The organism is Streptomyces sp. XM4193, from assembly GCF_023072595.1.
Classification (GTDB): Bacteria; Actinomycetota; Actinomycetes; order Streptomycetales; family Streptomycetaceae; genus Streptomyces.
The window spans coordinates 141,311-167,369 of sequence record NZ_JALLGK010000005.1 but is presented as its reverse complement, the minus strand read 5'-3'; the positions used below and the strand labels follow the sequence as shown (position 1 = coordinate 167,369).

General features: G+C 70.9%; 21 protein-coding genes. 3 read left to right on the top strand and 18 right to left on the bottom strand.

The window, feature by feature from the left end; translation table 11 throughout:
* Positions 1 to 15: 15 nt before the first annotated feature.
* From MTQ01_RS15965 to MTQ01_RS15885, 17 genes are all read right to left on the bottom strand, one after another.
* Positions 16 to 444: a hypothetical protein gene (locus MTQ01_RS15965; RefSeq protein ID WP_247490961.1), complete on the bottom strand. Its 429-nt coding sequence runs from the start codon at positions 442 to 444 to the stop codon at positions 16 to 18.
* A 275-nt stretch (positions 445 to 719) separates the two neighbouring features.
* Entirely contained in the window at positions 720 to 2,180 is a 1,461-nt protein-coding gene (locus tag MTQ01_RS15960) for an MraY family glycosyltransferase (protein ID WP_247490960.1), read from the bottom strand.
* Between the two features lie 77 nt (positions 2,181 to 2,257).
* Positions 2,258 to 2,908, bottom strand: a complete 651-nt coding sequence (locus tag MTQ01_RS15955) for a protein-tyrosine-phosphatase (RefSeq protein ID WP_247490958.1) — start codon at positions 2,906 to 2,908, stop codon at positions 2,258 to 2,260.
* On the bottom strand, positions 2,905 to 3,552 hold the full coding sequence (locus tag MTQ01_RS15950; protein ID WP_211039850.1) for an L-threonylcarbamoyladenylate synthase: 648 nt from the start codon (positions 3,550 to 3,552) through the stop codon (positions 2,905 to 2,907). The genes MTQ01_RS15955 and MTQ01_RS15950 overlap by 4 nt, the downstream gene beginning before the upstream one ends.
* Entirely contained in the window at positions 3,552 to 4,397 is an 846-nt protein-coding gene (gene prmC / locus MTQ01_RS15945; RefSeq protein ID WP_247490955.1) for a peptide chain release factor N(5)-glutamine methyltransferase, read from the bottom strand. Before prmC ends, MTQ01_RS15950 begins: the two co-directional genes overlap by 1 nt.
* A gap of 41 nt (positions 4,398 to 4,438) precedes the next feature.
* Positions 4,439 to 5,512 (bottom strand): peptide chain release factor 1, encoded by a 1,074-nt coding sequence (gene prfA, locus MTQ01_RS15940; RefSeq protein WP_247490953.1) that lies wholly within the window; start codon positions 5,510 to 5,512, stop codon positions 4,439 to 4,441.
* Positions 5,513 to 5,648: 136 nt separating this feature from the next.
* Positions 5,649 to 5,867: a 50S ribosomal protein L31 gene (gene rpmE, locus MTQ01_RS15935; RefSeq protein ID WP_247490952.1), complete on the bottom strand. Its 219-nt coding sequence runs from the start codon at positions 5,865 to 5,867 to the stop codon at positions 5,649 to 5,651.
* A gap of 260 nt (positions 5,868 to 6,127) precedes the next feature.
* Positions 6,128 to 8,131 carry a transcription termination factor Rho gene (gene rho, locus MTQ01_RS15930; RefSeq protein ID WP_247490951.1) on the bottom strand — a complete coding sequence of 668 codons (2,004 nt, stop codon included), beginning with the start codon at positions 8,129 to 8,131 and terminating at the stop codon, positions 6,128 to 6,130.
* Between the two features lie 367 nt (positions 8,132 to 8,498).
* The gene (gene thrB / locus MTQ01_RS15925) at positions 8,499 to 9,431 is read right to left on the bottom strand and encodes a homoserine kinase (RefSeq protein WP_247490950.1); all 933 of its coding nucleotides are present in this window, start codon (positions 9,429 to 9,431) and stop codon (positions 8,499 to 8,501) included.
* Between the two features lie 386 nt (positions 9,432 to 9,817).
* On the bottom strand, positions 9,818 to 10,909 hold the full coding sequence (gene thrC / locus MTQ01_RS15920) for a threonine synthase (protein WP_374207763.1): 1,092 nt from the start codon (positions 10,907 to 10,909) through the stop codon (positions 9,818 to 9,820).
* A gap of 5 nt (positions 10,910 to 10,914) precedes the next feature.
* The gene (locus MTQ01_RS15915; RefSeq protein WP_247491290.1) at positions 10,915 to 12,237 is read right to left on the bottom strand and encodes a homoserine dehydrogenase; all 1,323 of its coding nucleotides are present in this window, start codon (positions 12,235 to 12,237) and stop codon (positions 10,915 to 10,917) included.
* A gap of 177 nt (positions 12,238 to 12,414) precedes the next feature.
* Complete coding sequence (lysA, locus tag MTQ01_RS15910) at positions 12,415 to 13,806, bottom strand: diaminopimelate decarboxylase (RefSeq protein ID WP_247490948.1); 1,392 nt, start codon at positions 13,804 to 13,806, stop codon at positions 12,415 to 12,417.
* A 22-nt stretch (positions 13,807 to 13,828) separates the two neighbouring features.
* A complete protein-coding gene (locus MTQ01_RS15905; protein ID WP_247490946.1) occupies positions 13,829 to 14,833 on the bottom strand; it encodes a DALR anticodon-binding domain-containing protein in 1,005 nt (334 codons plus the stop codon).
* A 49-nt stretch (positions 14,834 to 14,882) separates the two neighbouring features.
* On the bottom strand, positions 14,883 to 15,308 hold the full coding sequence (locus MTQ01_RS15900; RefSeq protein WP_247490944.1) for a response regulator: 426 nt from the start codon (positions 15,306 to 15,308) through the stop codon (positions 14,883 to 14,885).
* 281 nt (positions 15,309 to 15,589) lie between these two features.
* Positions 15,590 to 16,804, bottom strand: a complete 1,215-nt coding sequence (locus MTQ01_RS15895; protein ID WP_247490942.1) for a cation:proton antiporter — start codon at positions 16,802 to 16,804, stop codon at positions 15,590 to 15,592.
* Between the two features lie 771 nt (positions 16,805 to 17,575).
* Positions 17,576 to 18,361: a sialidase family protein gene (locus MTQ01_RS15890; RefSeq protein ID WP_247490940.1), complete on the bottom strand. Its 786-nt coding sequence runs from the start codon at positions 18,359 to 18,361 to the stop codon at positions 17,576 to 17,578.
* 434 nt (positions 18,362 to 18,795) lie between these two features.
* Entirely contained in the window at positions 18,796 to 19,608 is an 813-nt protein-coding gene (locus MTQ01_RS15885; protein WP_247490938.1) for a M23 family metallopeptidase, read from the bottom strand.
* A gap of 373 nt (positions 19,609 to 19,981) precedes the next feature.
* On the opposite strand from MTQ01_RS15885, the gene MTQ01_RS15880 reads away from it, so the two are divergent.
* Entirely contained in the window at positions 19,982 to 21,979 is a 1,998-nt protein-coding gene (locus tag MTQ01_RS15880; protein ID WP_247490936.1) for a neutral/alkaline ceramidase, read from the top strand.
* 121 nt (positions 21,980 to 22,100) lie between these two features.
* Here MTQ01_RS15880 and MTQ01_RS15875 read toward each other — a convergent pair whose 3' ends face one another.
* Positions 22,101 to 22,499 carry a hypothetical protein gene (locus tag MTQ01_RS15875; RefSeq protein WP_247490935.1) on the bottom strand — a complete coding sequence of 133 codons (399 nt, stop codon included), beginning with the start codon at positions 22,497 to 22,499 and terminating at the stop codon, positions 22,101 to 22,103.
* A 289-nt stretch (positions 22,500 to 22,788) separates the two neighbouring features.
* On the opposite strand from MTQ01_RS15875, the gene MTQ01_RS15870 reads away from it, so the two are divergent.
* Together MTQ01_RS15870 and MTQ01_RS15865 are read left to right on the top strand one after the other, a co-directional pair.
* Complete coding sequence (locus tag MTQ01_RS15870) at positions 22,789 to 23,733, top strand: D-alanyl-D-alanine carboxypeptidase family protein (protein ID WP_247490933.1); 945 nt, start codon at positions 22,789 to 22,791, stop codon at positions 23,731 to 23,733.
* 293 nt (positions 23,734 to 24,026) lie between these two features.
* Positions 24,027 to 26,042, top strand: coding sequence for an ABC transporter ATP-binding protein (locus MTQ01_RS15865; protein ID WP_247490931.1), 2,016 nt, complete (start codon positions 24,027 to 24,029; stop codon positions 26,040 to 26,042).
* The last annotated feature ends 17 nt before the right edge of the window (positions 26,043 to 26,059 follow it).

Genomic DNA, 26,059 nt, shown 5'->3' with positions numbered 1-26,059 from the left:
CGTGAGTAGCTTTCATCACCGAGGCCCCTCGTCGGAGGGCTTTTCGTCCGAATTCGGCTGTACGTAGAGGGTCTTGACCCGGGTCTGCATCCACGCCTGACCGACCGGCCAGGCGATTCCGCAGGCGAGGGCAGCCAGACCGAAGGCACGTCCGTTCATGAACGACGCGTCCCGCAGGACAAGAAGCAGTACGAGGAGTACGGCGATCTGCGTCATGTACAGCAACAGCCCGGCCCCCATGAGGAGTTCGGGCCAGCGCTCACCGACGATCCGCAGGCCGTGCTGACCGGCGGCGAAGAAGCCGATGGCCACCGCGACGCCGAGAGCGGCACCGAGCGCACCCTTGCCGCCCGCGACGAATCCGGCGACCACGACGGCCACCAAGCCGACCGCGGCGGCGGGAATCGCGGCGCCGCGGAGAATCCGGGCGTCGTTCGACTGCATGAAGGCTGCTCCAGCACAGGAAACGGAAGGTCAGGGGGCTCACGAAGTGAACACAACCGGCTACGTGACCACGCGGGCGAGAGCCGTCGCACCACGACTCTCCGACTCCCTCGCCGGTTCTCGTGAACGCTATCACAAACTTTTTGATGAGGTCTTTACCTACATCGAGTGCCAACAATCACACCTGAGAGCGAACCTCATCAACTGAGCGTTGACGTCGCCCATGGTGCCACTCTCACCCCAACTGCCGCGCCCCGAGCCCCTGTTGGGGCCTGTCAGGACGAGTTGCTCTCGATCCGGTCGCGTCCGGGGAAGCGGTGCCGCTCCCCCACCGCCGTTGCGCCGTTCAGCCCAGCGGCCCGGGCAGCCTCCGGCCCGCTCTCGGTCTTCGCGGAGCCCCCGCCCGAACCCGTGCCAGAACCCGTCCCGCCGGTGGCGCGCTCACCGGACTGCCCGGTTTCCCCGCCGGACTTCTGCGCGGCGCCCGACCCGGCGGCGTCGCTTCCCCCGGCCGCCGACTCCGCGGCCCCGTCCGAGGACTTCGCGGCGTTCCTGCGGGCCGCCGCGGCGGGGATGCGGTAGCGGGGCGGGGTGAAGCGCTGGGCCCACGTCGGCACCCGGGGGTTGAAGCGCGGCAGCAGCAGGACGACCAGCCCCACCACGCTCAGCAGCATGATCGTGAGAACGATCACCAGGCTGGAGGACTGCACCGAGAAGGCCACCGCGCCGAAGGCGATCAGCGCCGACCAGAAGTACATGATCAGCACCGCGCGGCTGTGGCTGTGGCCGATCTCCAGCAGCCGGTGGTGGAGGTGCCCGCGGTCGGCGGCGAACGGCGAACGCCCGTTCCAGGTACGGCGGACGACGGCGAGGATCAGGTCGGCCGTGGGCACCGCGAGGATGGTCAGCGGCAGGATCAGCGGCATGTAGACGGGCACGGTCGCCTGGACCGCGGCCCGCTCCGATCCGCTGAAGAGCTTGAGCGCGTCGGGGTCGACCTGGCCGGTGACCGAGACCGCGCCGGCGGCGAGCACCAGGCCGATGAGCATCGACCCCGAGTCGCCCATGAAGATTCGTGCTGGATGCATGTTGTGTGGCAGGAAGCCCAGACACATGCCCATGAGCACGGCGGCGAAGAGCGTCGCGGGCGCCGCAGCCTCGATGCCGTAGCTGTACCAGATGCGGTAGGCGTACATGAAGAACGCCATCGCGGCGATGCACACCATGCCGGAGGCGAGGCCGTCGAGGCCGTCGACGAAGTTGACCGCGTTGATGGTGATGACCACCAGCGCCACCGTGAGCAGGGTGCCCTGGAGCGGGGTGATGGCGACCATTCCCACGGTGGGGATCGGCAGCCACAGGATGGTCAGGCCCTGCCAGACCATCACGCCCGCGGCGATCATCTGGCCGCCGAGCTTGACCAGCGCGTCCACGCCCCACTTGTCGTCCAGCACGCCGAGCAGCCAGATGATGCCGGCGCCGGCCAGCAGGGCCCGCGGCTCGTCGGAGAGCGTGAAAACGTCGCTGATGTTCTCCAGTTGGGAGGCGACGAGCAGACCCGCGCACAGTCCGCCGAACATCGCGATGCCGCCGAGCCGAGGCGTCGGCTCACGGTGCACGTCGCGGGCGCGGATCTGCGGCACCGCTCCGGCGGCGATCGCGAACTTCCGTACCGGGCCGGTCAGCAGATAAGTGACGGCGGCCGTGACGCACAGCGTCAGCAGATACTCCCGCACGGGCTCCCCAGAGGTAATTCGAGCATCCTTGGCCCACACCTTAGGACACGGGCCGGTGGTGGAACGGTTCCACGGTGTCAGGCAGGGGCCGGCACCCCGGTCAGCGCGGTGACCACGGGATCGAGCGCCGTGCTGATCTCGGCACCGACCAGCCTGAAGTACGAGACCGGGGCGCCGTACGGGTCGTAGACCTCGTCGGCGTCCGCGGTGGGCGCCTGCAACCAGCCGCGCAGCGCCGCCGCGGCCTGTACGAGCGCACGGGCCCGCTCGGCGACGGAGTCGGCGCTGTGCGCGGCGGGCAGGGTCGCGGAGTCTATGGCGCGCACCAGTCTGGTGAACTCCTTGAGCGTGAAGGTCCGCAGGCCCGCGGAGTGGCCCATGGAGATCACCTGTGCGCGGTGGTCGCGGGTGGCCGTCAGCACCAGGTCGGCACGGATGACGTGCTCGTCCAGCAGCTCGCGGCCGAGGAACCCGGAGGCGTCGGCGCCGTACTCGCCGAGCACGGTGGCCGCGTGCTCCTCCATCGGGGCGCCCTCGTGGCCCCAGGTCCCCGCGCTCTCCACGAGCAGGCCGTTGCTCAGCCCGTCCTCCAGCCTCGCGGCCAGGGCATGCCGCGTCAGCCGCTCGGTGATCGGCGAGCGGCAGACGTTGCCGGTGGAGACATGGAGGATACGGAAGGTGTCGGCGGGGGCGTCGCCCCCTCCTTCGCGCCTCGGCGGCGCGGTCAACTGGCCTCCTTCAACTCGGGTACGACCTTGCGCAGTTCCTCCGCGCTGATCGCCCCGGCCCGCAGCAGGGTGGGTACCTCCCCGGTCACGTCCACGATGGAGGACGGCACGATGTCGGGGGTCGGACCGCCGTCGAGGTAGACGGCGATCGAGTCGCCCAGCATGTCCTGCGCGCTGTCGCAGTCCTGGGGCGCGGGGTGCCCGGTGAGGTTCGCCGAGGATACGGCCATCGGGCCGACTTCGGTGAGGAGTTCGATCGCCACCGGGTGGAGCGGCATCCGCACGGCGACGGTGCCGCCGGTCTCGCCGAGGTCCCAGGTGAGCGAGGGCTGGTGCCTGGCGACGAGCGTGAGCGCGCCGGGCCAGAAGGCGTCGACCAGGTCCCAGGCCGCCTCGGAGAACCCGGTGACCAGCCCGTGCAGGGTGTTGGGCGAACCGATCAGCACCGGCGAGGGCATGCCGCGCCCGCGGCCCTTGGCCTCCAGCAGGTCGCCGACGGCCTCGCCGCTGAAGGCGTCGGCGCCGACTCCGTAGACCGTGTCGGTCGGGAGGACGACGAGCTCGCCGCGTCGTACGGCCGAAGCCGCCTCGCGCAGGCCGGTCTTGCGGTCGGTGGCCTCTGTGCAGTCGTACCGCCGTGCCATTACGGCACCTCCCTGCGTGCTGTGGCGAATCGGGGTCGGTTGTTGAGGTCGGGGTGGTCGGCCGCGTCCGCCCAGCCCCGGTCCTCGGCGAAGATCCACGGCACCTGGCCGCCCTGGGTGTCGGCGTGCTCGACGACGACCACACCCCCGGGCCGCAGCAGGCGGTGCGCGGTGCGCTCCAGCCCGCGGATCAGGTCCAGCCCGTCCTCGCCGGAGAAGAGCGCCAACTGCGGGTCGTGGTCGCGGGCTTCGGGGGCGACGTACTCCCACTCGGTGAGCGGGATGTACGGCGGGTTGGAGATGACGAGGTCGACCTGGCCGTCCAGCTCGGGCAGCGCGGCGAGCGCGTCACCGTGGTGCAGCCGCACCCGGGAGCCCTCGACGTTCTTGCGGGCCCAGACGATCGCCGAATCGTCCAGCTCGACCGCGTGCACCCGCGACCTCGGCACCTCCTGGGCGAGCGCGAGGGCGATGGCCGCGGAGCCGGTGCACAGATCGACGATCAGCGGCTCGGCGACGTCCATGGCGCGCACCGCGTCTATCGCCCAGCCCACGACGGACTCGGTCTCCGGGCGGGGCACGAACACGCCCCTGCCGACGTGGAGTTCGAGGTAGCGGAAGAAGGCGCGGCCGGTGATGTGCTGCAACGGCTCCCGGGCCTCGCGCCGGGCGACGACCTCCCAGTAGAAGGCGTCGAAGTCGCTGTCGCCGACGCGGTGCAGCTCACTGCGCTTGACCCGGTGCACGAAGGCGGCGAGCTCCTCGGCGTCGAAACGCGGCGACGGCACACCGGCGTCCGCCAGGCGCCTGGTGGCCTGTGCCACCTCTGCCAGCAGAAGGTTCATGATCGACTACCTGCCCACCCCATCGGACTCGCTCCCCCGGATTACTGTGCCGCAGCCAGCTTCGCCGCGGCGTCGGCGTCCACACACGCCTGGATGACCGGGTCGAGCTCACCGTCGAGCACCTGGTCGAGGTTGTACGCCTTGAAGCCGACCCGGTGGTCGGAGATGCGGTTCTCCGGGAAGTTGTACGTGCGCACCCGCTCGGAGCGGTCGACGGTGCGGACCTGGCTGCGGCGCGCGTCCGACGCCTCCCGCTCGGCCTCCTCCTGGGCGGCGGCCAGCAGCCGCGCGCGCAGGATGCGCATGGCCTGCTCCTTGTTCTGGAGCTGGCTCTTCTCGTTCTGGCAGGAGGCCACCACTCCGGTGGGGAGGTGGGTGATGCGCACCGCGGAGTCGGTGGTGTTGACCGACTGGCCGCCCGGGCCCGAGGAGCGGTACACGTCGATCCGCAGATCGTTGGCGCTGATCTCCACGTCGACGTCCTCGGCCTCGGGCAGCACCAGGACACCGGCCGCGGAGGTGTGGATGCGCCCCTGCGACTCGGTCGCCGGTACGCGCTGCACCCGGTGCACGCCGCCCTCGTACTTCAGCCGCGCCCACACGCCCTGGCCCGGCTCGGTCCGGCCGCCCTTGGCCTTCACCGCGATCTGCACGTCCTTGTAGCCGCCGAGGTCGGACTCGGTGGACTCGATCAGCTCGGTCTTCCAGTTCTGCCGCTCGGCGTAGCGCAGGTACATCCGCAGCAGATCGCCGGCGAACAGCGCGGACTCGTCCCCGCCCTCGCCCGCCTTGACCTCCAGGATGACGTCCTTGTCGTCGCTCGGGTCGCGCGGGACCAGCAGCAGGCGCAGCCGCTCGGTCAACTCCTCGCGGCCGGACTCCAGTTCCTTGATCTCGGCGAAGAAGTCCGGGTCGTCGGCGGCGAGTTCGCGCGCGGTGGCGATGTCGTCCTCGTTCTGCTTCCAGTCCCGGTAGGCGGCGATGATCGGCGTCAGCTCGGCGTAGCGCTTGTTGAGCCTGCGGGCCGTGCCCTGGTCGGCGTGGATCGCCGGGTCTGCGAGCTGCTTCTCGAGGTCGACGTGTTCGCCGATGAGTTCCTCGACCGCCTCGAACATCGGTTGTCCTTAGGGAGTGGGCCGGAGGCCGCACGGGGCACGGGCACCGGCGGGACCGGGTTGGAACGGCGTGGACGACAAAGCGCCGGTCCCGCACCGCCGGGCAGGGCGGCCGGAAACCGGCGCTGTCGGGTCGCTACTTGGCCCCGGCCTTCTTGCCGAACCGAGCCTCGAAGCGGGCCACGCGGCCACCGGTGTCGAGGATCTTCTGCTTGCCGGTGTAGAAGGGGTGGCACTCGGAGCAGACGTCGGCGCGGATCGCGCCCTCTCCGACGGTGCTACGGGTGGTGAACGAGGCGCCACAGGTGCAGCTGACCTGGGTCTCTACGTACTCCGGGTGGATGTCGCGCTTCAAGGTGTCTCCTAGGTTCGGGAGGGCGCCGGGTCGCCCGCGCGGGTTTGCGGGGCGTGAACCGGAACCGACGCACCAGTCTGCCATTACTGGCCGTACCTCCCAAAACCGGGGGACGGCCGTGATTATTCCGCGCCCGGGAGGAGAGCTTCCGGGCTGCCCCACGACAGAGATGTGCGCACCTCCGACGGGAGGTGCGCACACGTCCTGACGCCCTTGCGGGCGCGGGGCCGGGCGGCCGGGGTCACCGGCCGCCCAGGACCTCAGTCGCCGTTGCCGGGCGCCGGGGTGTTCTTCTGGATCTGCATGAGGAACTCGGCGTTGGAGCCGGTCTTCTTCATCTTGTCCAGCAGCAGCTCGATCGCCTGCTGCTGGTCGAGGGCGTGCAGCACCCGGCGGAGCTTCCAGACGATGGCCAGCTCCTCGCTGCCCATCAGGATCTCCTCCTTGCGGGTGCCGGAGGCGTCCACGTCGACCGCGGGGAAGATGCGCTTGTCGGCGAGCTTCCGGTCGAGCTTGAGCTCCATGTTGCCGGTGCCCTTGAACTCCTCGAAGATCACCTCGTCCATCCGCGAACCGGTCTCGACCAGCGCGGTGGCCAGGATGGTCAGCGAGCCGCCGTCCTCGATGTTCCGCGCGGCACCGAAGAACTTCTTCGGCGGGTAGAGCGCGGTCGAGTCGACACCGCCGGAGAGGATTCGGCCGGAGGCCGGCGCCGCGAGGTTGTACGCACGGCCCAGTCGCGTGATCGAGTCCAGCAGGACGACCACGTCGTGGCCGAGCTCGACGAGCCGCTTGGCCCGCTCGATCGCCAGCTCCGCGACCGTGGTGTGGTCCTCGGCCGGGCGGTCGAAGGTCGAGGAGATGACCTCGCCCTTGACCGACCGCTGCATGTCGGTGACCTCTTCCGGACGCTCGTCGACGAGGACGACCATCAGATGGCACTCGGGGTTGTTGGTGGTGATGGCGTTGGCCACCGCCTGCATGATCATGGTCTTGCCGGTCTTCGGCGGTGCCACGATCAGACCGCGCTGACCCTTGCCGATCGGCGAGACGAGATCGATGATCCGCGTCGTCAGCGCGCCCGGGTCGCTCTCCAGCCGCAGACGCTCCTGCGGGTAGAGCGGCGTCAGCTTGCTGAAGTCGGCGCGGGCACGGCCCTCTTCGGGCGCCATGCCGTTGACCGAGTCCAGCCGGACGAGCGCGTTGAACTTCTCGCGGCGCTCGCCCTCCTTCGGCTGACGGACCGCGCCGGTGACGTGGTCGCCCTTGCGCAGGCCGTTCTTGCGGACCTGGGCGAGGGAGACGTACACGTCGTTCGGCCCGGGCAGGTAGCCGGTGGTGCGCACGAACGCGTAGTTGTCGAGGATGTCGAGGATGCCCGCGACCGGGATCAGCACATCGTCCTCGTTGACCTGCGGCTCGAAGTCGTCACGGCCGCGGCGGCCCCGACGGTCGCGGTAGCGCCCGCGGCGACCGCGGCGACCGCCGTCGAAGTCGTCGTCCCGGTCACCGCGGTTGTCCCGGTCACCGCGGTTGTCGCCGCGGTTGTGGCGACCGCCCTGCTGGTCGTTCTGCTGGCCGCCCTGGTTCTCGCCCCGGCGACCGCGCTGGCGCTTGCTCTGACGGTCCTGCTGACGGCCGTCACCGCGACCGCCGTCGTGCTTGCCGTCCTTGCCGTCCTGGCGCGGGTCGGCGCTCTCGGAGGCCGAATCGCCCCTGCCCGCACCGGAGTTGGCGGAGTCTGCGCGACCCTCGCGCGCGGAACGGCCGCGCTTGTCGCCCTCGCCGTTCTGCTCCGGCTGGGCAGCGCCGGCGGGCTGGCCCGGGATCTCGACCTGCCCGGCGTCGCCGGCACCCTCCGCGTCGCCCGTACGGGCCCGCGAGGTGCTGCGTCGCTTCGGCTTGGCCTCGGCCTCGTCGCCGCCCTCGGCGTCGGCGCTCTTGCGCCCGGCCGACCTGGCGGTCTTCTTGGTGTCGGCGGCGGGCTCGCTCTCCTTGGCGCCGCCCGCGTCGCCACCGCCCGAGGCGGTCTGCTTTTCCTTGATGACCTCGATCAGCTGGCTCTTGCGCATCCGGCCCGTGCTCTTGATGCCGAGGCCGGAAGCGATCTGCTGAAGCTCTGCCAGGACCATGCTCTCAAGACCGGTACCGGTGCGGCGGCGCCGCCCGGTGGTGCCGGTGGCAGCACCGGAGGCAGGCGCGGCAGAGGCGTCCTTGGCAGGCGCGTCGGCGTTCACGCCCATCAGATCGGTGGTGTCGCTCACGAAGGGTCCTTCCCTGGAGCGGGCGTCGGCCTGTCTGGCTCGGCGACCGGTTGTGCTGTCCGGCTGCGGTCCGTGATTCGCTGAGACCGCGCCGTGGCGGTAAGTCCCGCCGGTGCGTACGGCGGAGAGGTCGGTTCAAAAATGGCGTGAGAGGTGTGCGTCATTCACGCCGCTCCGGGATGTGGTCAACACTGCTCGGCATGCAGCTCAGACAGCGTGGGAAGCTCCCGGAAGAATGAGTTGCCCCGATTGGGGACTCCAAGCACCACACCGCAAAGGGCTGCGAGTGCTGGCTTGAGGTTAACACTACCGGACGTAACAAACATTCCCCCTCTCCATCACCGGCAATCCACCACCGGCGACAACATCAACTGCCCGCTCCCGGGCCCTTCAGCGGCAGCACTCCGGCGCCCCGCAGATCGAGCGCGAGTCTGTTGGCGGTCCATTCCGCGCCCGCTGCGTGTGCGACCTTCTCCGCCGAACCGTCCTCGGTGAGCGCCAACACCGTCGGTCCCGCACCGGAGATGACCGCCGGAACCCCGTCCGCGCGCAGCCTGTTGACGAGCTCGACGCTCTCCGGCATCGCCGGCGCGCGGTAGTCCTGGTGGAGCCGGTCCTCGGTCGCGGGCAGCAGCAGCTCGGGGCGCCTGGTCAGGGCCTCCAGCAGCAGCGCCGCACGACCGGCGTTGGCCGCGGCGTCGACGTGCGGAACGCTCTTCGGCAGCAGCCCGCGCGCGGTCTCGGTGAGCACCGGCCGCGCGGGCACGAAAACCACCGGGACCACCGAGTCCGCGGGGTCCATACGGATCGCCCGGGCCGCCCCGGAGTCCGTCCAGGCGAGCGTGAAACCGCCGAGCAGACAGGCCGCGACGTTGTCCGGATGCCCCTCGATCTCGGTGGCCAGCTCCAGCAGCGCGGTGTCGTCGAGCCGCTCGGCGCCGCCGGTCGTCACCGCACGGGCGGCCACGATGCCCGCGCAGATGGCGGCGGAGGAGGAGCCCAGGCCGCGGCCGTGCGGAATGCGGTTGGCGCAGACGACCTCCAGCCCGCGCGGCTGACCGCCCAGTACGTCGAAGGCGGTGCGCAGCGCGCGCACCAGCAGGTGGCTCTCGTCGCGGGGGAGGTTGTCCGCGCCCTCACCCGCGATGTCGACGTGCAGTCCGGACTCCGCGACCCGGACCACGACGTCGTCGTACAGGCCGAGGGAGAGGCCGAAGGCGTCGAAGCCGGGGCCGATGTTGGCGCTGGTCGCGGGGACGCGTACCCGTACCGCGGCGGCTCGGAATGCTGGACCGGCCATCGCTCGATGACTCTCCTTGCTCGGAGTTGCACAGACATGACGGGCGACCGGCTGCGCGGAACCGGCACCTGCCCCGCCTCCGGGGGCGGACCGGCGCCGGGCCGGGGCGGGTGGGGTCGCACGAGGCGTCCCCGGGCGGCTGCCGCGGCGGCGAACGCCGACGGGCAGGCCACGACACATGTCGTGCGCACTGGGTGGGGGCTGGGACCAGCCTATCGGTGGATGGGTGAACGGCGACACAGGGCGCACGACGGGCGCACGAGGCGTGTCGTGCGCGCTCTGTGCTTCCACTCGCCGCGACCCGCTCTCCCGGCCGGCGCACGGCTGCGGGCGCGGTTGCGGCTGCGTACGGCCCGGTCCACGCCGGAGCGGGCCGTACGCGCGGGTCAGGCCAGGCCGAGGCGTTCGGCCGCCGCGGCGGAGTCGACCGGCACGGTCACCGGCTGCGGGGCTCCGGCGACCGCCCAGTCCGGGTCCTTCAGACCGTTGCCGGTGACGGTGCAGACGATGCGCTGGCCCGGATCGACCTTGCCCTCCTGCGCCGCCTTGAGCAGTCCGGCCACCGAGGCCGCCGAGGCGGGCTCGACGAAGACACCCTCCTGCGCCGACAACAGCCGGTAGGCGGCAAGGATCTGACGATCCGTCACCTCGTCGATGAAGCCGCCCGACTCGTCGCGCGCCCGCTCGGCCTGCTGCCAGGAGGCGGGGTTGCCGATGCGAATCGCGGTGGCGATGGTGTGCGGGTCCTTGACCGGCTCGCCGCGCACGATGGGCGCGGAACCGGACGCCTGGAAGCCCCACATCCGCGGGGTGCGGCCGGCCCGGGCGGGGCCGGCGTCGGAGTCGGCGGCGTACTCGCCGTACCCCTTCCAGTAGGCGGTGATGTTGCCGGCGTTGCCCACGGGAAGGACGTGGATGTCGGGGGCGTCGCCGAGCATGTCGACGATCTCGAAGGCAGCGGTCTTCTGGCCCTCGATGCGGACCGGGTTGACCGAATTCACCAGCGCCACGGGGTAGTTGTCGGAGAGCCCGCGGGCGAGATCGAGGCAGTCGTCGAAGTTGCCGTCGACCTGGAGGATCTTGGCGCCGTGCACCAGCGCCTGGCCCATCTTGCCCAGCGCGATCTTCCCCTGCGGCACGAGCACCGCGCAGACCATCCCCGCGCGCACCGCGTACGCCGCGGCGGAGGCCGAGGTGTTGCCGGTGGACGCGCAGATGACGGCCTTGGCGCCCTCCTCCTTGGCCCGGGTGATCGCCATCGTCATCCCGCGGTCCTTGAAGGAACCGGTGGGGTTGGCGCCCTCGACCTTGAGGTGGACCTCGCAGCGCGTCATCTCGGAGAGGACCTGGGCGGGGACCAGCGGCGTTCCGCCCTCGCGGAGGGTCACCGCCTCGGTCTCCGGGCTCACCGGGAGCCGGTCCCGGTACTCCTCGATGATGCCGCGCCACTGGGCGCTGGTGTGGCTGGTTCCCGGCATGGCGTTCATTCCCCTTCGACCCGCATGGTGCTGGCGACACCGCGTACGGTGTCCAGTTTGCGCAGGGCCTCGACGGTCGCGCTGAGGGCGGCGTCGGTGGCCCGGTGGGTGACGACGACGAGCGACGCCTCGCCCCCGCCCGCAGGCGGCGTTCCGCCCTCGGGTGTGCTCTTGCCCTGCTGGCGCACGGTGTCGATGGAGACGCCGTGCTCCGCGAAGATCATCGCGACCTGGGCGAGCACGCCCGGCTTGTCGGAGACGTCGAGGCTGATGTGGTAGCGGGTGACGGCGCCGCCCATGGGGCTGACCGGCAGCTGCGCGTAGGCGGACTCGCCCGGGCCGCGGGCGCCGCGGACCTTGTTCCGGCAGGCGGCCACCAGATCCCCGAGGACGGCCGAGGCGGTGGGCGAACCGCCCGCCCCCGGCCCGTAGAACATCAGCTGCCCGGCGGCCTCCGCCTCGACGAAGACCGCGTTGTACGCCTCTCGGACCGAGGCCAGCGGGTGCGTCAGCGGGATCATCGCCGGGTGCACCCGCGCGGTGACCGAACGGCCGTCGGCGGCGCGCTCGCAGATGGCGAGCAGCTTGACGGTGCAGCCCATCCGCCGGGCGGAGGCGATGTCGGCCGCGGTGACCTCGGTGAGCCCCTCGCGGTGCACCTGGTCCAGGCCGACCCGGGTGTGGAAGGCGATTCCGGCCAGGATCGCGGCCTTGGCGGCCGCGTCGAAGCCCTCCACGTCGGCGGTGGGATCGGCCTCCGCGTAACCGAGCGCGGTGGCCTCGTCGAGCGCCTCGACATAGCCGGCGCCGCTGGAGTCCATCCGATCGAGGATGAAGTTGGTGGTGCCGTTGACGATTCCGAGGACGCGGTTGACCTTGTCGCCGGCCAGGGACTCGCGCAGCGGGCGCACCAGCGGGATCGCTCCGGCGACGGCGGCCTCGTAGTAGAGGTCGGCGCCCTGCTCCTCGGCTGCCCGGTGCAGCGTCGGACCGTCCTCGGCGAGCAGCGCCTTGTTGGCCGAGACGACGCTGGCGCCGTACTCGAAGGCGGTGGTGATCAGCGCACGGGCGGGCTCGATGCCGCCGATGACCTCGACGACCACGTCGATGTCGCCGCGTTTGACGAGCGCGGTGGCGTCGGTGGTGACCAGGGCGGGATCGATGCCGTCGCGGACCCGGCCGGGCCTGCGCACGGCGACACCGGCGAGCTCCACCGGGGCGCCGATGCGTGCGGCGAGGTCGTCCGCCTGCGTCGTCATGATGCGTGCCACCTCTGAGCCGACCACTCCACAGCCCAGCAGCGCCACCTTCAGCGGACGCGTACGCATCATCCGACCTCGATTCTCGTCATTCTGTGTCAACCAAGTCTCACGCACCGGGCAGCGAAAACCGGCGCCGGTCCGGTGCGTGAGACAGATATCCCAGGCTACGACCAGGGTTTGGCGACGGCGACGGCCGGGCGCGCCGACCGCGCCGGCGCACCCCGGTGCGCACCGGGCCGGGTCTCAGCCGACGTCGAGGCGCAGCAGGTCCTCCTCGGTCTCCCGCCGCACGATCGTCCGCGCCTCGCCGTCGCGCACCGCGACCACCGGGGGTCGGGGCACATGGTTGTAGTTGCTCGCCATCGACCGGCAGTACGCACCGGTCGCGGGCACCGCGAGCAGGTCGCCGGGGGCCAGGTCGGCGGGGAGGAAGGCGTCGCGCACGACGATGTCGCCGCTCTCGCAGTGCTTGCCGACGACGCGGCTGAGCATCGGCGGCGCCTGTGAGGTGCGGGAGGCGAGCGCGACGGAGTACTCGGCGTCGTAGAGCGCGGTGCGGATGTTGTCGGACATGCCGCCGTCCACGCTGACGTAGGTGCGCAGCCCCTCCAGCGGCTTGAGCGTGCCGACCTCGTACAGCGTGAAGGCTGTGGGCCCGACGATCGCGCGCCCGGGCTCCACCGACAGCCGCGGCACCGCCAGTCCCGCGGACGCGCACTCGCGGTCCACGATCTGCGCCAGCGAACGGGCGATCGCGCTCGGCTCGGCGGGGTCGTCGGCGGAGGTGTAGGCGATGCCGAGGCCGCCGCCGAGGTCGATCTCGGGCAGTTCCACCCCGTGTTCGTCGCGGGTCTGCGCGAGCAGCCCGACGACCCGGTGGGCGGCGACCTCGAAGCCGGAGGTGTCGAAGATCTGCGAACCGATGTGGGAGTGGATCCCGGTCAACTCCAGCGAGTCCAGGCCCAGTACGCGCCGTACGCCCTCCGCGGCCTGGCCCTCGGCGAGCGGCAGGCCGAACTTCTGGTCCTCGTGCGCGGTGGCGATGAACTCGTGGGTGTGCGCCTCGACGCCGACCGTCACACGCAGCTGTACGGGCTGCCGGCGGCCGAGGCGGCGGGCGATGTGCGCGGCGCGGGCGATCTCCTGGAAGGAGTCCAGCACGATGCGTCCCACCCCGGCCTCGATGGCACGTTCCAGTTCGTGGGTGGACTTGTTGTTGCCGTGCAGGGCGATGCGCTCGGCGGGCATCCCGGCCGAGAGCGCGGTGGCCAGCTCGCCGCCGGAGCAGACGTCCAGGTTCAGCCCCTCCTCGGTCAGCCAGCGCACCACGGCGCGCGAGAGGAACGCCTTGCCCGCGTAGAAGACGTCCGCCTCCTCGCCGAAGGCGTCGCGCCAGGCGCGGCAGCGGGCGCGGAAGTCGTCCTCGTCCAGGAAGTAGGCGGGGGTGCCGAACTCCTCGGCGAGGGAGAGGACGTCGCGGCCCCCGACGGTGACCACACCGCGCTCGTCGCGGCGTACGGAGTCGGCCCAGACGCGCGGGTCGAGCGCGTTCAGGTCGGCGGGAGGCGGGCTGTAGTGGCCCTCGGGCAGCACGTCGGCGTGGCGGGGCCCGGCGGGGTGGGCGGAACGGCTCATGGGTGGAGATTCCCCTTGGAGGTCAGAGGTGGTGCGGTGCGCTGATGCCGAGCTGGGTCAGGCCGCCGGCCAGCACCGTCCCGGTGGCCTCGGCGAGGGCCAGCCGGGAGCGGTGGGCGGCCTCGGGTTTCTCGTCTCCGCGGGGCAGCACCGGCAGGGCGTCGGGCGCGGAGGTGAAGGCGAGGAAGGCGTCGGCGACGGCCGTGAGGTGGTGGGCCAGCGCGAGCGCGGACCCACCGACCGGCCGCGCGGCGGCGGGCGCTGCGACCCGGGTCTCGGCGCGGGATTCGGCGCCGGTTTCGGCGCGGGTGTCTGCGCGGGTTTCGGAGGCGGCGCGGGTTTCGGGGCCGGGGCCGGGACGGGTGTCGGCGCGGGCCCGGTCCGTCAGCTGCGCGGTGTCGGCGAGGAGGGTGAGCAGGGTGAGTTCGGACCTGCGCCGGTAGTCGCCGGGCTCGGCGTCGAAGCCGAGCGCCCGGGCTCCCTCGGCCAGCGACCGGCTGCGCGAGCGTGCGTACTGGATGCGGAACAGCGGCTGGCTGTCGCGGCGTTCGTAGCTGATCGGGCGGCCGGTGAGCGCCGCCCAGCGGGTCGCGTCCGCCCTCGGGTCCTCCGGCAGCTCGGGTGCCGCGGAGCCGGGCGCGGCCGGGTCGGGCGGTGAAGTGCCGTGTGCCGTACGGGTATCGGGGGCTCGGTCTGCGTCCCGGGCGAGGAGGGCGCGCACCAGCTCGGTGTGGGCGGACCGGCGCAGGGTGATGTTCAGAAAGCCGGGACCGGCCACCTCGACGCTGTCGATCCCCTGCTCCTGCGCCAGCCTGTTGCGCAGGATCTCGGCGATCTCACGGGCGGGGTGGCCGGTGACCGGCGCCAGCCGCAGAGCGAGAGGGGAGGCGAAGTCCGCGTCGCCGTGCGGTGGTTTACGCAGTGTGACCCGCTCGGGCTCCGCCGTTGCGGAGGGCGGCAGCTCCCCGCTCGCGATCGCGTGCCTCAGCGTCTGGAGCAGAACGCACTGGAGCTGGTTCGGGGTCACGGGGGAAGCCTAGGGAGCGGAGGCGGGACGAGGCGAATCCGTATCGCACTCAGGAATGACCCAGCACGCTGTCCGCATCACCGGTGACCGAACGTGAGGCCGGACATCCCGAACGCGCCGGGTCCCCGTGGGCGAGCCTGCGCACCGTGCGCACGAGCTCCAGCGGGTCGAACGGCTTGGGCAGCACCGCGTCGAAGCGCGATCGGTCGCACCCCGCCACGCTGCCGCTGACGAGCAGCAGCGGGATGTGGCACGTACGGGGGTCCTGGCGCAACAGCTCAGCGGTGCGCGGACCGTCCATGCGCGGCATCGCGACGTCGAGCGTGATGACGTCGGGACAGAGCTGATGGACGATTTCCAGACACTGGGCACCGTCGGCCGCAACCTGGACCTCGAAGCCGTCGAGCTCCAGATTGACCCTGATCAGCTGCCGGATGACCTTGCTGTCGTCGACGACAAGGACTCGGCTGGACATTCCCGCCACATGGCAAAGGTTAGGCGGGGCTCAGGGGGCGCGTCCGGGTTTTGGCTATTTCCAGCCTGGCGCGCGCTCGCCATCTGCGGAGACTCCCGGAACCGGTTCCCGGCCCAGGGGGCGCACAGAGGGGCGCGCGGTGCATTCGGAGCCGTACGGGCGCGGACGCCGAACGCCCCGACGGCGGCAGGCCGGAAACCGGTCCTGCCGCCGTCGGGGCGCGCCGGACGTGAGCGGGGAGGTACGGGCGTACGGGACGCCGGGCGCGGGGGCCGCGCGGATCAGCGGTTGGCGCTGACCGGCTCCTCCTCGTCGGCGTCGGTCTCGCCCGCCACCGCGGCGTCGGCCTTCTTGGTCGGCCGACTGCCGGGCAGCACCTTGGCGAGCCAGTACGAACGTCCCGCGACGAGCGGGGCCACCACGGCGAGGATCAGCACATAGCCGGCGATGAACGGCGAGAGCCGGTCGTCCAGACCGGCCGCGGCGGCCATCGTGGCGAGGATCAGCGCGAACTCGCCCCGGGCGAGCAGGGTGGTCGCCACGTTCGCCGTCTGGCCGGGGCCGAAGCCGTAGATCCGCGAGGTGACCAGTCCGGCGATGATGTTCATCGTGATGGTGATGGCCACCGCGGCGAGCACGGGCCAGAGCACCGTGGGCAGCACTCCGGGGTCGATCGAGAGGCCGAAGGCGAAGAAGAAGATCGCCGCGAAGGCGTCCCGCAGCGGGTGCACCATCTCCCGAATGCGCTCGCCGGAAGTCGTGTTGCCCAGGATCAGGCCGACCATGAACGCGCCGATCGCGTCCGCGACGCCGAATTGCTCACCGATACCGGCGACCAGGACCGCCGCTCCCAGGAAGGAGATGACCAGCAGTTCGTCGTCCTTGATGCGGAAGAGCCGGCCGATGTACTTGGTGCCCCAGCGCGCCGCGACGGCGAGCAGCAGAAGGAAGGCGAACGCCTTGCCGATCTGGATCATGGTGCCGCCCAGACCGTCGGATCCGGAGATGACGGGCTGAAGCGCGGCGAGATAGAGGGCGAGGAAGATGTCCTCGACGACGATGATGCCGAGAATCGGCTTCGTCTCCGGGTTTCCGATTCGACCAAGATCGACAAGGACCTTGGTGACGATCGCCGAGGAGGAAATTCCCAGCACACCGGCGAGCACCAACGCCTCGGAGAGCCCCCAGCCCAGAGCGAGCCCGAAGGCGAAGCCGACACCGACGTTCAACAGGAGGTACATGGCGCCGGCAATGGCCATCTTCTTGCCGCCGGTCTTGAGGTCGTCCATGTGGAACTCGAGGCCGAGGTAGAACAGCAGCAGCACGAGCCCGAGCGCCGAGAGCATCTCCAGGTCGTGGGCGTCCTCGATCAGCACGAAGCCCGGTGTGTTCGGACCCAGCAGAATGCCCGCGAGGATGAAGAGCGGAATGGTGGGAAGGCCGATTCGGCCGCCCAGGCGGGCAAGAACGGCGGCGGCGACAAAGGCACCACCCATGGCGATCAGTGTCTCAGCGTGACCCATCTACAACCTCTCGAGGACGACGTTCCGTATGCGGCTGGGAGCGGTTAGTCATGGGACACACACGAGCTGAAGATCTCCTCCGGAGCATGGGTTGGGGACGACCCGTCAAGGATACGTTAATAGTTAGCCTACCAAAGGACTTTCCGTCACCCAGGGGCGCGGAGTGTGCGTCCTTTCACACGCCGAAGTTGCGCCAACACCCTTTACCCTCCCGCCAGTTGGGGAAGAGAGTGATCTGCCGCACATTCTTCGGGGGCGAACGAAATCCGCGAGAACAGAAGGGTGCGACACGGGAAACACCGCACCGGTTCGACCGCGCGCGGCCGACATTCTGGACATGGGCGTCCTCGCACCCGCTTCGTCAACAGCCGGGGCCCCGCTCGCATTCCCGCGCGCACCAGCGACTTTCCCCGCCACCACCGCCGCCCCGCACCCCTGCGCCGCCCACGGTGCTCCCGTCGCGTCGGCCGCCCGCGCCCACGCGCCGACACTCACCGCGGAGTTCACGCGAAGGCCCCGGTGCCGCTCGCGTGAGTCACGAGCGGCACCGGGGCCGAGTCCGTCGCGGCGGGCACCCGCACCACCACCGGCGCGACGCCACCGTGCGCATCGACGACCGCAGCGCCCCGGACCGGCCGAGCCGCGGAACGGCACCGGAGCCGGGTGCCAGTGCCGGTTGTCAGCGCCGGTTGTCAGCGCCGGTGGCCGCTGTCGGTTGTCAGTGCCGGTGGTCGGCTCCGACGGTCAGTGCCGGTGGGCGGAGGCGACCCAGTCGGTGGTGAAGCGGCTGAAGAAGATGCCGCCGTCGGCTCCCACCTCGTACAGATTCGCCACCGAACCGTCGTTCAGCACGGCCATCGTGGAGTAGCCGGCCTCGCCGGGGGCGAGCAGGGCGCCGTCGGAGTTCCAGGTCGCGCCGTCGTCGCGGGAGAGCCGGACGGTGAGGTCCTCCCGCTTCTCGCCCGGGTTGCCGCTGTAGAGGGCGGTCGCGGTGCGCTGCGGTGCGCCGTTCGCGCCGACGTCGGTGGGACGCAGATGGCTGATCTCGTCGGCGTTGCACCGGGCGTCGGTGATCGCGGTGGGAGTGGCCTCGTCGAAGGTGGCGCCGCCGTCGCGGGAGGTGGCGTAGTGGCGGCGGGGCTCGGTGTCGTGCCGCATGTTCTGGACGATGTCGCCGTTGCTGCGCTCAACGGCCTTGGACTCGTTAATGGTTGAGCCCGCGGACTCGCCGTGCGTCCAGGTGGCGCCGCCGTCGTCGCTGTGGATGTTCGCGGCGTGGCTGACGCCCTCCTCGTCGCGGTAGGCGATCGGCTGGATCAGCCGGCCGTCGCTCGCCTGGATGCCGTGCCCGGAGGAGACGAAGAGCTGCTGCCACTCCGGCTTCTTCACCTGCGGGTTGAGCTCGACGGGCTCTCCCCAGCTCTGCCCGTCGTCGGTGCTCTTGATGTACCGGACGTGCAGACTCCCCTTGTCGTCGGGGGTGTTGAGGCCGCTGCCGTCGGACCAGAAGCCGATGCCGACGACGCTCACCCGCTGGTTCGCCCGGGCGCTGCCGGAGCCGGGCGACGGCTGAGCCGCGGCGGACGCGGCGGTCCCGCGTACGGGCCGCCGGGTACGGACCACTGAGCGCACGGGCCGGACGCCGCTCCCGGCCCGGGCCGGCGGCCGTTCAACCGACTCCGGGGGCGGGCCCGTTGTGCGTTCGCCACTGCCGAACGCCTTCAACGGACCCGCCCCCGGCGGTCGTCACCTGCTCCACGGCCCCAACAGGCGTGCCGGCCACCGCGGTTCAGCGACCCGACACCTGCCGCCGCGCCTCAGCACACGCCGCGACTCGCACTCGGCGCGCTCGGCACACACAGCGACTCACACGCGTCACGCTCGACACGCGTCGCAGCTCGACACGCGTCACGCTCGGCGCATCACGGCCTCGGCGCATCACGGCCTCGGCAGGCCCGGGACGCTCAACAGATCGGCACACCGGGCAACTTGGCGGCCGGATCGTTGATGTAGATGTTGGAGATGAAGCCGCCCTGGTCGCGCAGCTTGCTCCACCAGTGGTTGGTGTAGCCCTCGGCGTTGACCGTGTCGCCCTCCTTCTGGCACTCCACGAAGACTCGCGTCGGGCCGCCGATCGTGGTGACGACCGGGGAGTTGAGGAAGGCGTCCGCGCGGACGTTGACGCCACTGCCCCAGGTGCTGAAGTTGGTGTCGCCGCCGCCACCGCAGTTGTCGCTGGTCAGGTGCTGCTGACCGTAGACGGGCGGGTACGGGAGCGCGGCACCGTTGATGTGGATGTTCTGGCCGACGCCGTTCAGCAGCTGCTCGTAATGCTGGTGCGCGCCGGAGGAGTTGCCGGTGCTGCCGGTGGTTCCGATCTGCTGGCCCTGGGCGACCTGTGCGCCGCTGGGCACGGAGAACGCCTGGAGGTGGAAGTAGTAGGTCTGCCAGCCGCCGCCGTGGTCGATGACGATGTAGTTGCCGGCGCCGCTGGGCTGGGAGTGGCGGGTCGCCGTACCGGCCGCGGAGGCGGTGACGGCGCTGCCGGCGGTGGTGCCTCCGTCGGAGCGTACGAAGTCCAGCGCGCGGCGGACCTCGGCGGAGTGGTGGCTGTAGGTCCACTTCTCGCCGCAGGCGAAGGGGGCCTTGAAGTTCGGGGCGAGGGCGGTGGCGTCGTCGGGTGCGGCCACGCGGGCCTGCGCGGTGCCGGAGGTCAGGCCCGCGAGGGCGATGCCGAGGGCGGCGACAACAGCGGTGAGGGTGCGTCTGCGTCTCATCGGATTCCTTGAGGTGGAGGAAGCGAAGGCCGGAGCGGCCCCACTGCTCCGGGACGCGCACCGGACGGGCGGTGGGGCCAGAGTAAAAGGCTTGCCAAGTCCACGACAATACGAACGAGTAACGAGCATTGGTCGAACCACCGGCGCCCACCGGAAGCTGCACCGCACACCCAACGCCGCGCAGCTCGGGGTGAGTTGACGACCACCCCGCGCCAGCCCGACCAAACGTCTCGGACTTCACCGTACGCCACGGTCTTGTCACGTACATGCATACCCATCGGGCGCTGCCACTGGTACCACATTCGGTGTGCCCCTCACATACAGACGGACAGCGCTCGCGACTGCCCTCGCCGGCGCTCTCCTCCTCACCCCCATGACCGCCCACGGCAGCGGGTCGAACGCCGACGCGCAGAGCCGGGACTCCGATGCGCCCTATCTGGTGGGCCGAGGCATCGCCGACGCCACCGGAGGCGTCGCCGAAGCCGGAATGATGGGCTACGCCAAGCCCGATCAGCGCACCTCCGGAATCCACACCCGGCAGCGCGCACGCTCGTTCGTCATCCAGGACCGGGAGACCGACGACCGCGTGCTGCTCATCGTGATGGACTCCGCGATGATCTTCGACAGCGAGCGCCAGGCCGTGCTGAAGGGCCTCAAGGAGCGCTACGGCGATCTGTACGACGAAGAGAACGTCATGATCACCGCCACCCACAGCCACGCCGGACCCGGCGGCGGTTCGCACCACGCGCTCTACAACGTCACCACCATGGGATTCCGCGAGGAGACCTTCCGGGCGACCACCGAGGGAATGCTCAAGTCGGTCGCCCAGGCGCACGAGGACCTCGCCCCCTCCGCCCTGAAGCTCACCCACGGCGAACTGCACAACGCGAGCGTCAACCGCTCCAAGGAGGCGTTCGACAGCAACCCCGCCGAGGAGCGCGAGTTCTTCCCCGAAGGCATCGACCCGCAGACCTCGCTGCTGCGGATCGAACGCGAGGGCCGACCGGTCGGCGTCATCAACTGGTTCCCCACCCACAACACCTCGATGACCAACACCAACACCCTGATCAGCGGCGACAACAAGGGGTACGCCGCGCTCCACTGGGAGCGCGAGGTGGAGAAGGTCGACTACCTCGCCGACGGCCCGCCGAAGTTCGTCGCCGCCTTCGCCCAGACCAACACCGGGGACCTCTCGCCCAACCTCGACCTCGCACCCCCGGAGGAGCTGCCGGCCAAGGAGTTCGAGAACACCAAGAAGGTCGGCGAGCGTCAGTACCAGGCCGCCGCCAAGCAGTTGGACGATCCGGGCCGCGCGCTCTCCGGCGGCGTCGACTCGCGCCTGACCCACGTCGACTTCTCCGACGTCGAGGTCTCCCCCGAGTTCACCGGCGACGGACAGACCCACCGCACCTGCGGCGCCATGTACGGCACGGCCGCCGCGGCCGGCAGCACCGAGGACGGGCCCGCGCTGCCGGTCTTCCAGGAGGGCGAGAACCCGTTCTTCGACTGGATCTCGCACAGCATCCTCTACAACGCCTCGCCCGAGCTGAAGGAGTGCCAGTCCCCCAAGGGCGCACTGCTCCCGCTCGGCGAGATGAACAAGATCATGCCGTGGATGCAGGAGGAACTCCCCGTCCAGCTGCTGCGGATCGGCGATCTGCATCTGATCGGCGTCGCCAACGAGGTCAGCATCGTCTCCGGCCTGCGGCTGCGGCAGACCGTCGCGGAGATCACCGGCAGCGACGTCAAGGACGTACTGGTCGCCGGTCACTCCAACGCCTACGGGCACTACCTCACCACGCCCGAGGAGTACGACAAGCAGCAGTACGAGGGCGGCAGCACCATGTTCGGACGCTGGCAGCTGCCGGCCATCGAGCAGACCGCGGCCGACCTCGCCACCAGGATGCGCGACGGCAAGCCCTCACCAGAAGGCCCCAAGCCGCCGGACCACTCCGACAAGCAGGTCATCCGGCCTCCGGGCGTCGTCCTGGACAGCCCGCCCATCGGCAAGGAGTTCGGTGACGTGCTGACCCAGCCCGAAGCCTCGTACGGCACCGGGCAGCAGGCCTCCGCCGTCTTCGCCGGCGCCCACCCCAACAACAACCTCCAGCACGGCGGCACCTACCTCACCGTCGAGCGCAAGGACGGCGACAGCTGGACCCGCGTCGCGGACGACGGCGACTGGTCGACGAAGTTCCAGTGGAAGCGCGAAGGCGTCGCCGCCTCGCACACCACGCTCAGCTGGGACATCCCCGCCGACACCGAAGCCGGCGAGTACCGCATCCGCTACAACGGCCACGCCAAGAGCCTGACCGGGACCATCACCCCCATCGAAGGCATCAGCAACCCCTTCACGGTCAACGGGAGTTAGCCCCACGCGGGAAGCGTCCCGCGACGAAACCGGCGGGGCGGGCCAACAGGCCCGCCCCGCCGCCGCGTTGCCCGCAGAACCCCGACCCGGGCGCCTCCAACCAGCCCCTCCCCCAGACACCTCACCCGGGCCCGCGCACCAGGGACAGCACCGTCGCCGTCACCGTCGACACCAGGCTCACCAGCGCTCCCAACGAGGCCAGACCTGTGATGGCGTTCGGAAACAGCTCACGCACCGCACGCGAGATCCTCGGCCGCACCACGATGCTGCGCAGACGCTGCCACTTGTGCTGCTCGATACGGCATCCGCGCAGGATCCCCCGTGCGTTGTTGCGGCACAGCTCGTCCCGTCGCCGGGTGGGTGCCCCGCACGGCACTGGTGCCCTGAACAGAAACCACAGCAGGCTCAGCGCAAAGAGAACCGCGAGCCCCGGAGGACCGACACTCGCAGTGGCCCAGCCGGCGACGCCTACGATCAGTGTGATGAGACCCCAGTACGGGAAAAAGCTTCGCCAGATCATGGCAGGGAAAGCTACGTACTCCCCCGGGCTCGGCGGCAGGGCGCACGCGGGCGCACAGCGCCACGCAAGTACGCACTGCCACGCCTCGCTCCTCACGACAGCGCCCGCCGGCCCGAGAACCGTCGTCCGCTGTCGGCGACCCGTCGGCCGGGCGGCTTCAACGGTCACGTAACGTCGCGTCGTACCTGTCGGCCGCGCCGGGCCCTTGGCCGCGGCGACCAACAGGCTTGCTGTGCGCGGCAGTTGGCTTCACCCCGCGCCAAACAGGACGACCGGGACCGGGAGATACATGTTGAGAGTTCTGAACAGCGGGACGCGGCGAATAGGCGCTGTGGCCCTGACGGCGGGAGCGGTGCTCGGCGCCGGCCCGCTGGTCGCACCCGCGTACGCGGCCGACAGCCCGAAGGCCGACGGCCCCGAGGGCGTCACCGCCGCGTCCGCGTACCTCCTCGACGCCGACAAGGAGGGCGAGGAGGCCGAGCTGTGGGGCAAGGATGCCGACACCCAGCGCGAGATGGCCAGCACGACGAAGATCATGACGGCGATCCTGGTCAACGAGAAGGACGACCTCGACCGCAAGATCACCGTCAAGCAGGAGTACCGCGACTACGTGGCGGAGGAGGGCGCGAGCACCGCCGACCTCCAGGTGGGTGACGAACTCACCGCCCGCCAGGTGCTGTACGGGCTGATGCTCCCCTCCGGCTGCGACGCGGCGTTCGCGCTCGCGGACCACTTCGGCGAGGGCGACACCGTCAAGGAGCGGACCGCCGACTTCATCACGCAGATGAACGAGCGTGCCGCCGAACTGGGCCTGAAGGGGACCAAGTTCGACTCCTTCGACGGCATCCCGACGGGTACGAACAACTACTCCACGGCCGCCGACATGGCGAAGCTCGCCGCACACGCACTGACCCAGGACGCGGTGGCGGAGACCGTCAAGGCGACCGACACCGTGCAGAAGGCCACCAACGGCCGTACGTACACCTGGTACAACACCAACCAGCTGCTCGGCTCCTACGACGGTGCCATCGGCATCAAGACCGGCACCGGCACTCGTGCGGGCCCCTGCCTGCTGTTCGCCGCCACCCGTGACGGCCGCACCGTGGCCGGTGCCATCCTGAACGGCCAGGAGCGCTACACCGACGCGGCCAAGATGCTCGACTGGGCCTTCGACACGAAGAGCGCCACCAAGCTCAAGCTGCGCAAGCTCCCCGAGGGCGCACAGCGCGACTGAGCAACAGCCGTGTGAAAGCCGCGAGTTGAGCAGCCGGCCCAGCTCCCGCACACACCGCACCGGGCGGCGGCCCACCCCCACAGGGCGGGCCGCCGCCCTCGCCGTGCGGGCGCCGGATCAAGCCGTCCCAGGCACGCACCGCGCCCGCCGTACGCCGGGGGCGCGCCCGCCCTGACCAGGCGGGCGGCGCGCTCCGGCGTGGCCTGTTTCGGGCGTCACCGGGGGCGCGGGTCGACAGTTGACTGTTCTGAACGAGGTCTGGAAACGGCGACTCGGACAGGGGGCGGTTGGCGATGGGCCGATGGCGGAAGTGGAGCGGTGGCGGCGCCGAGGAGGGCGCGCCGCTCTCGGAGTCCCAACGCTTCCTGTGGGGCAGCGAGTTGGTCTACGCCGGCGGATTCGCGCGACACGAGACCGGGGCCTACCGGCTGAGCCTGTGGCAGATCGTGCTGCGCCTGCCGGGACTGCTCGCGAGCACCGCCCGGCTGGCCTGGGCCGCGGACCGCTCGGCGGCCCGGCAGGTGCTGGGGGCCGAGTTGGGACGCGGTGCCGCGCAGGCAGTCGCGCTGGTGGCCACCAACAGCGTGCTGGCGACGCTGCTCGCCTCGGGCGAGCTCACCGAACGGTTGCGCCAAACGCTGCCCGTACTGCTGCTGTTGGCGGGGGCCGGGCTGGTCGGGGCCGTACTGCGGGCGGTCTCCACAGCCGCGACAGGGCGGTTGCAGCCGAAGGTCGAACGGGTGGCGTCGGAACGCTTCCTCGGCCACGCGGCACGCGTGGAGCTGACGGCCATCGAGAGCGACGACTTCCACCGACTGCTGGACTCCGCCCAGTACGGGGCGGGTTCGGCCCGGCGAATGGTGGCAACCTCGACCCAGGTCATCGGCGCGCTGCTGTCGCTGCTGGCAGTCGCGGGCGTGCTGACCGTGCTCCACCCGGTGCTGCTGCCGCTTCTGTTGCTGATGACGGTGCCGGGAGCGTGGAGCGCCCTGGTCATCGCACGGCGTCGCTACGCATCGTTCCACCGGTGGGTGCAGCATCTGCGGGCCTCTCGCGTGCTCTCCCAGCTCCTCACCTCACCCGGTGCAGCGGCGGAGGTACGGGTGCACGGGATCGGTCCGTTCCTCCTGAACCACTTCCGCGCCATGTCGCAGGACGCCGAACGCGAGCAGACGCGGTTGGCGAAGGGCGCGGCGTTCACCGGTCTGGTCGCCGCCGGGCTCACCGGGCTGGCGACCGTACTCACCTATCTCGCGCTGGGGTGGCTGCTGTGGACGGGCGTGATGGCGCTCTCGGTCGCCGGCACCGCGGTGATCGCCATCCGTACCGGCTCCTCCAGCCTGGACACGCTTGTCTCGCAGGTCAACACGTTGCAGGAGGAGTCCCTGTTCGTCGCGGACCTCGACGAACTGGGCAGGGAGGCGACCAAGAGGGCCATTCCGGTGGGCGGTTCGGCTCTGCCGGTCCGGCCGCGCGCCATCCACTTCCGGGAGGTCGTCTTCGCCTACCCCGGCGGGGAGGCTGACCCGGCGCTGGACGGAGTGACCCTCAGCGTGCCGATGGGCGGCATCGTCGCGCTGGTCGGCGAGAACGGATCGGGGAAGACCACCCTCGTCAAGCTCCTCGCCGGTCTCTACACACCGCAGAGCGGGCGGATCAGCTGGGACGAGGTCGATGCCGCACAGGCCGATCGCGCCGAACTCTTCGACCGGGTCGGCATCGTCGCGCAGGACTTCGAGCGGTGGCCGTTCACCGCGCGCGCCAACGTGGCGGTGGGTCGGCCGGACAGGCCGAGCACGGACGAGGCTCTCGCGCACGCCGCACAGCGGGCGGACGCCACCGAGATCGTGGACGGGCTCCCACGGGGATGGGACACCCTGTTGGCCCGCGGATTCTCCGGCGGACACCAGCTCTCCGGCGGCCAGTGGCAACGCCTCGGCATCACCCGCGCCTACCACCGCGGCGCCGAGATCCTGATCGTCGACGAGCCCACCGCCGCCCTGGACGCCCGCGCGGAACAGCGCGTCTTCGAGCAGGTCCGCGCTCTCGCCGACGCCGGACAGACGGTCATCCTGATCACCCACCGGCTCGCCTCCGTACGCAGCGCCGACCTCGTCCACGTCCTGGACAAGGGCCGTCTGATCGAGACCGGCACTCCCGACGAACTGCTCGCCACTCCTGACGGGCACTTCGCCCAGCTCTACGCCCTCCAGGCCCGCGCCTACGCGGAGGGCCACACCCAGGAAGCCAAGCTCCCCAGGCAGTCCCGGCCGACGAGTCGGAAGCCCTCGCCACCGTCCGTGTCCTGACGCGTGCGCCCGCACGC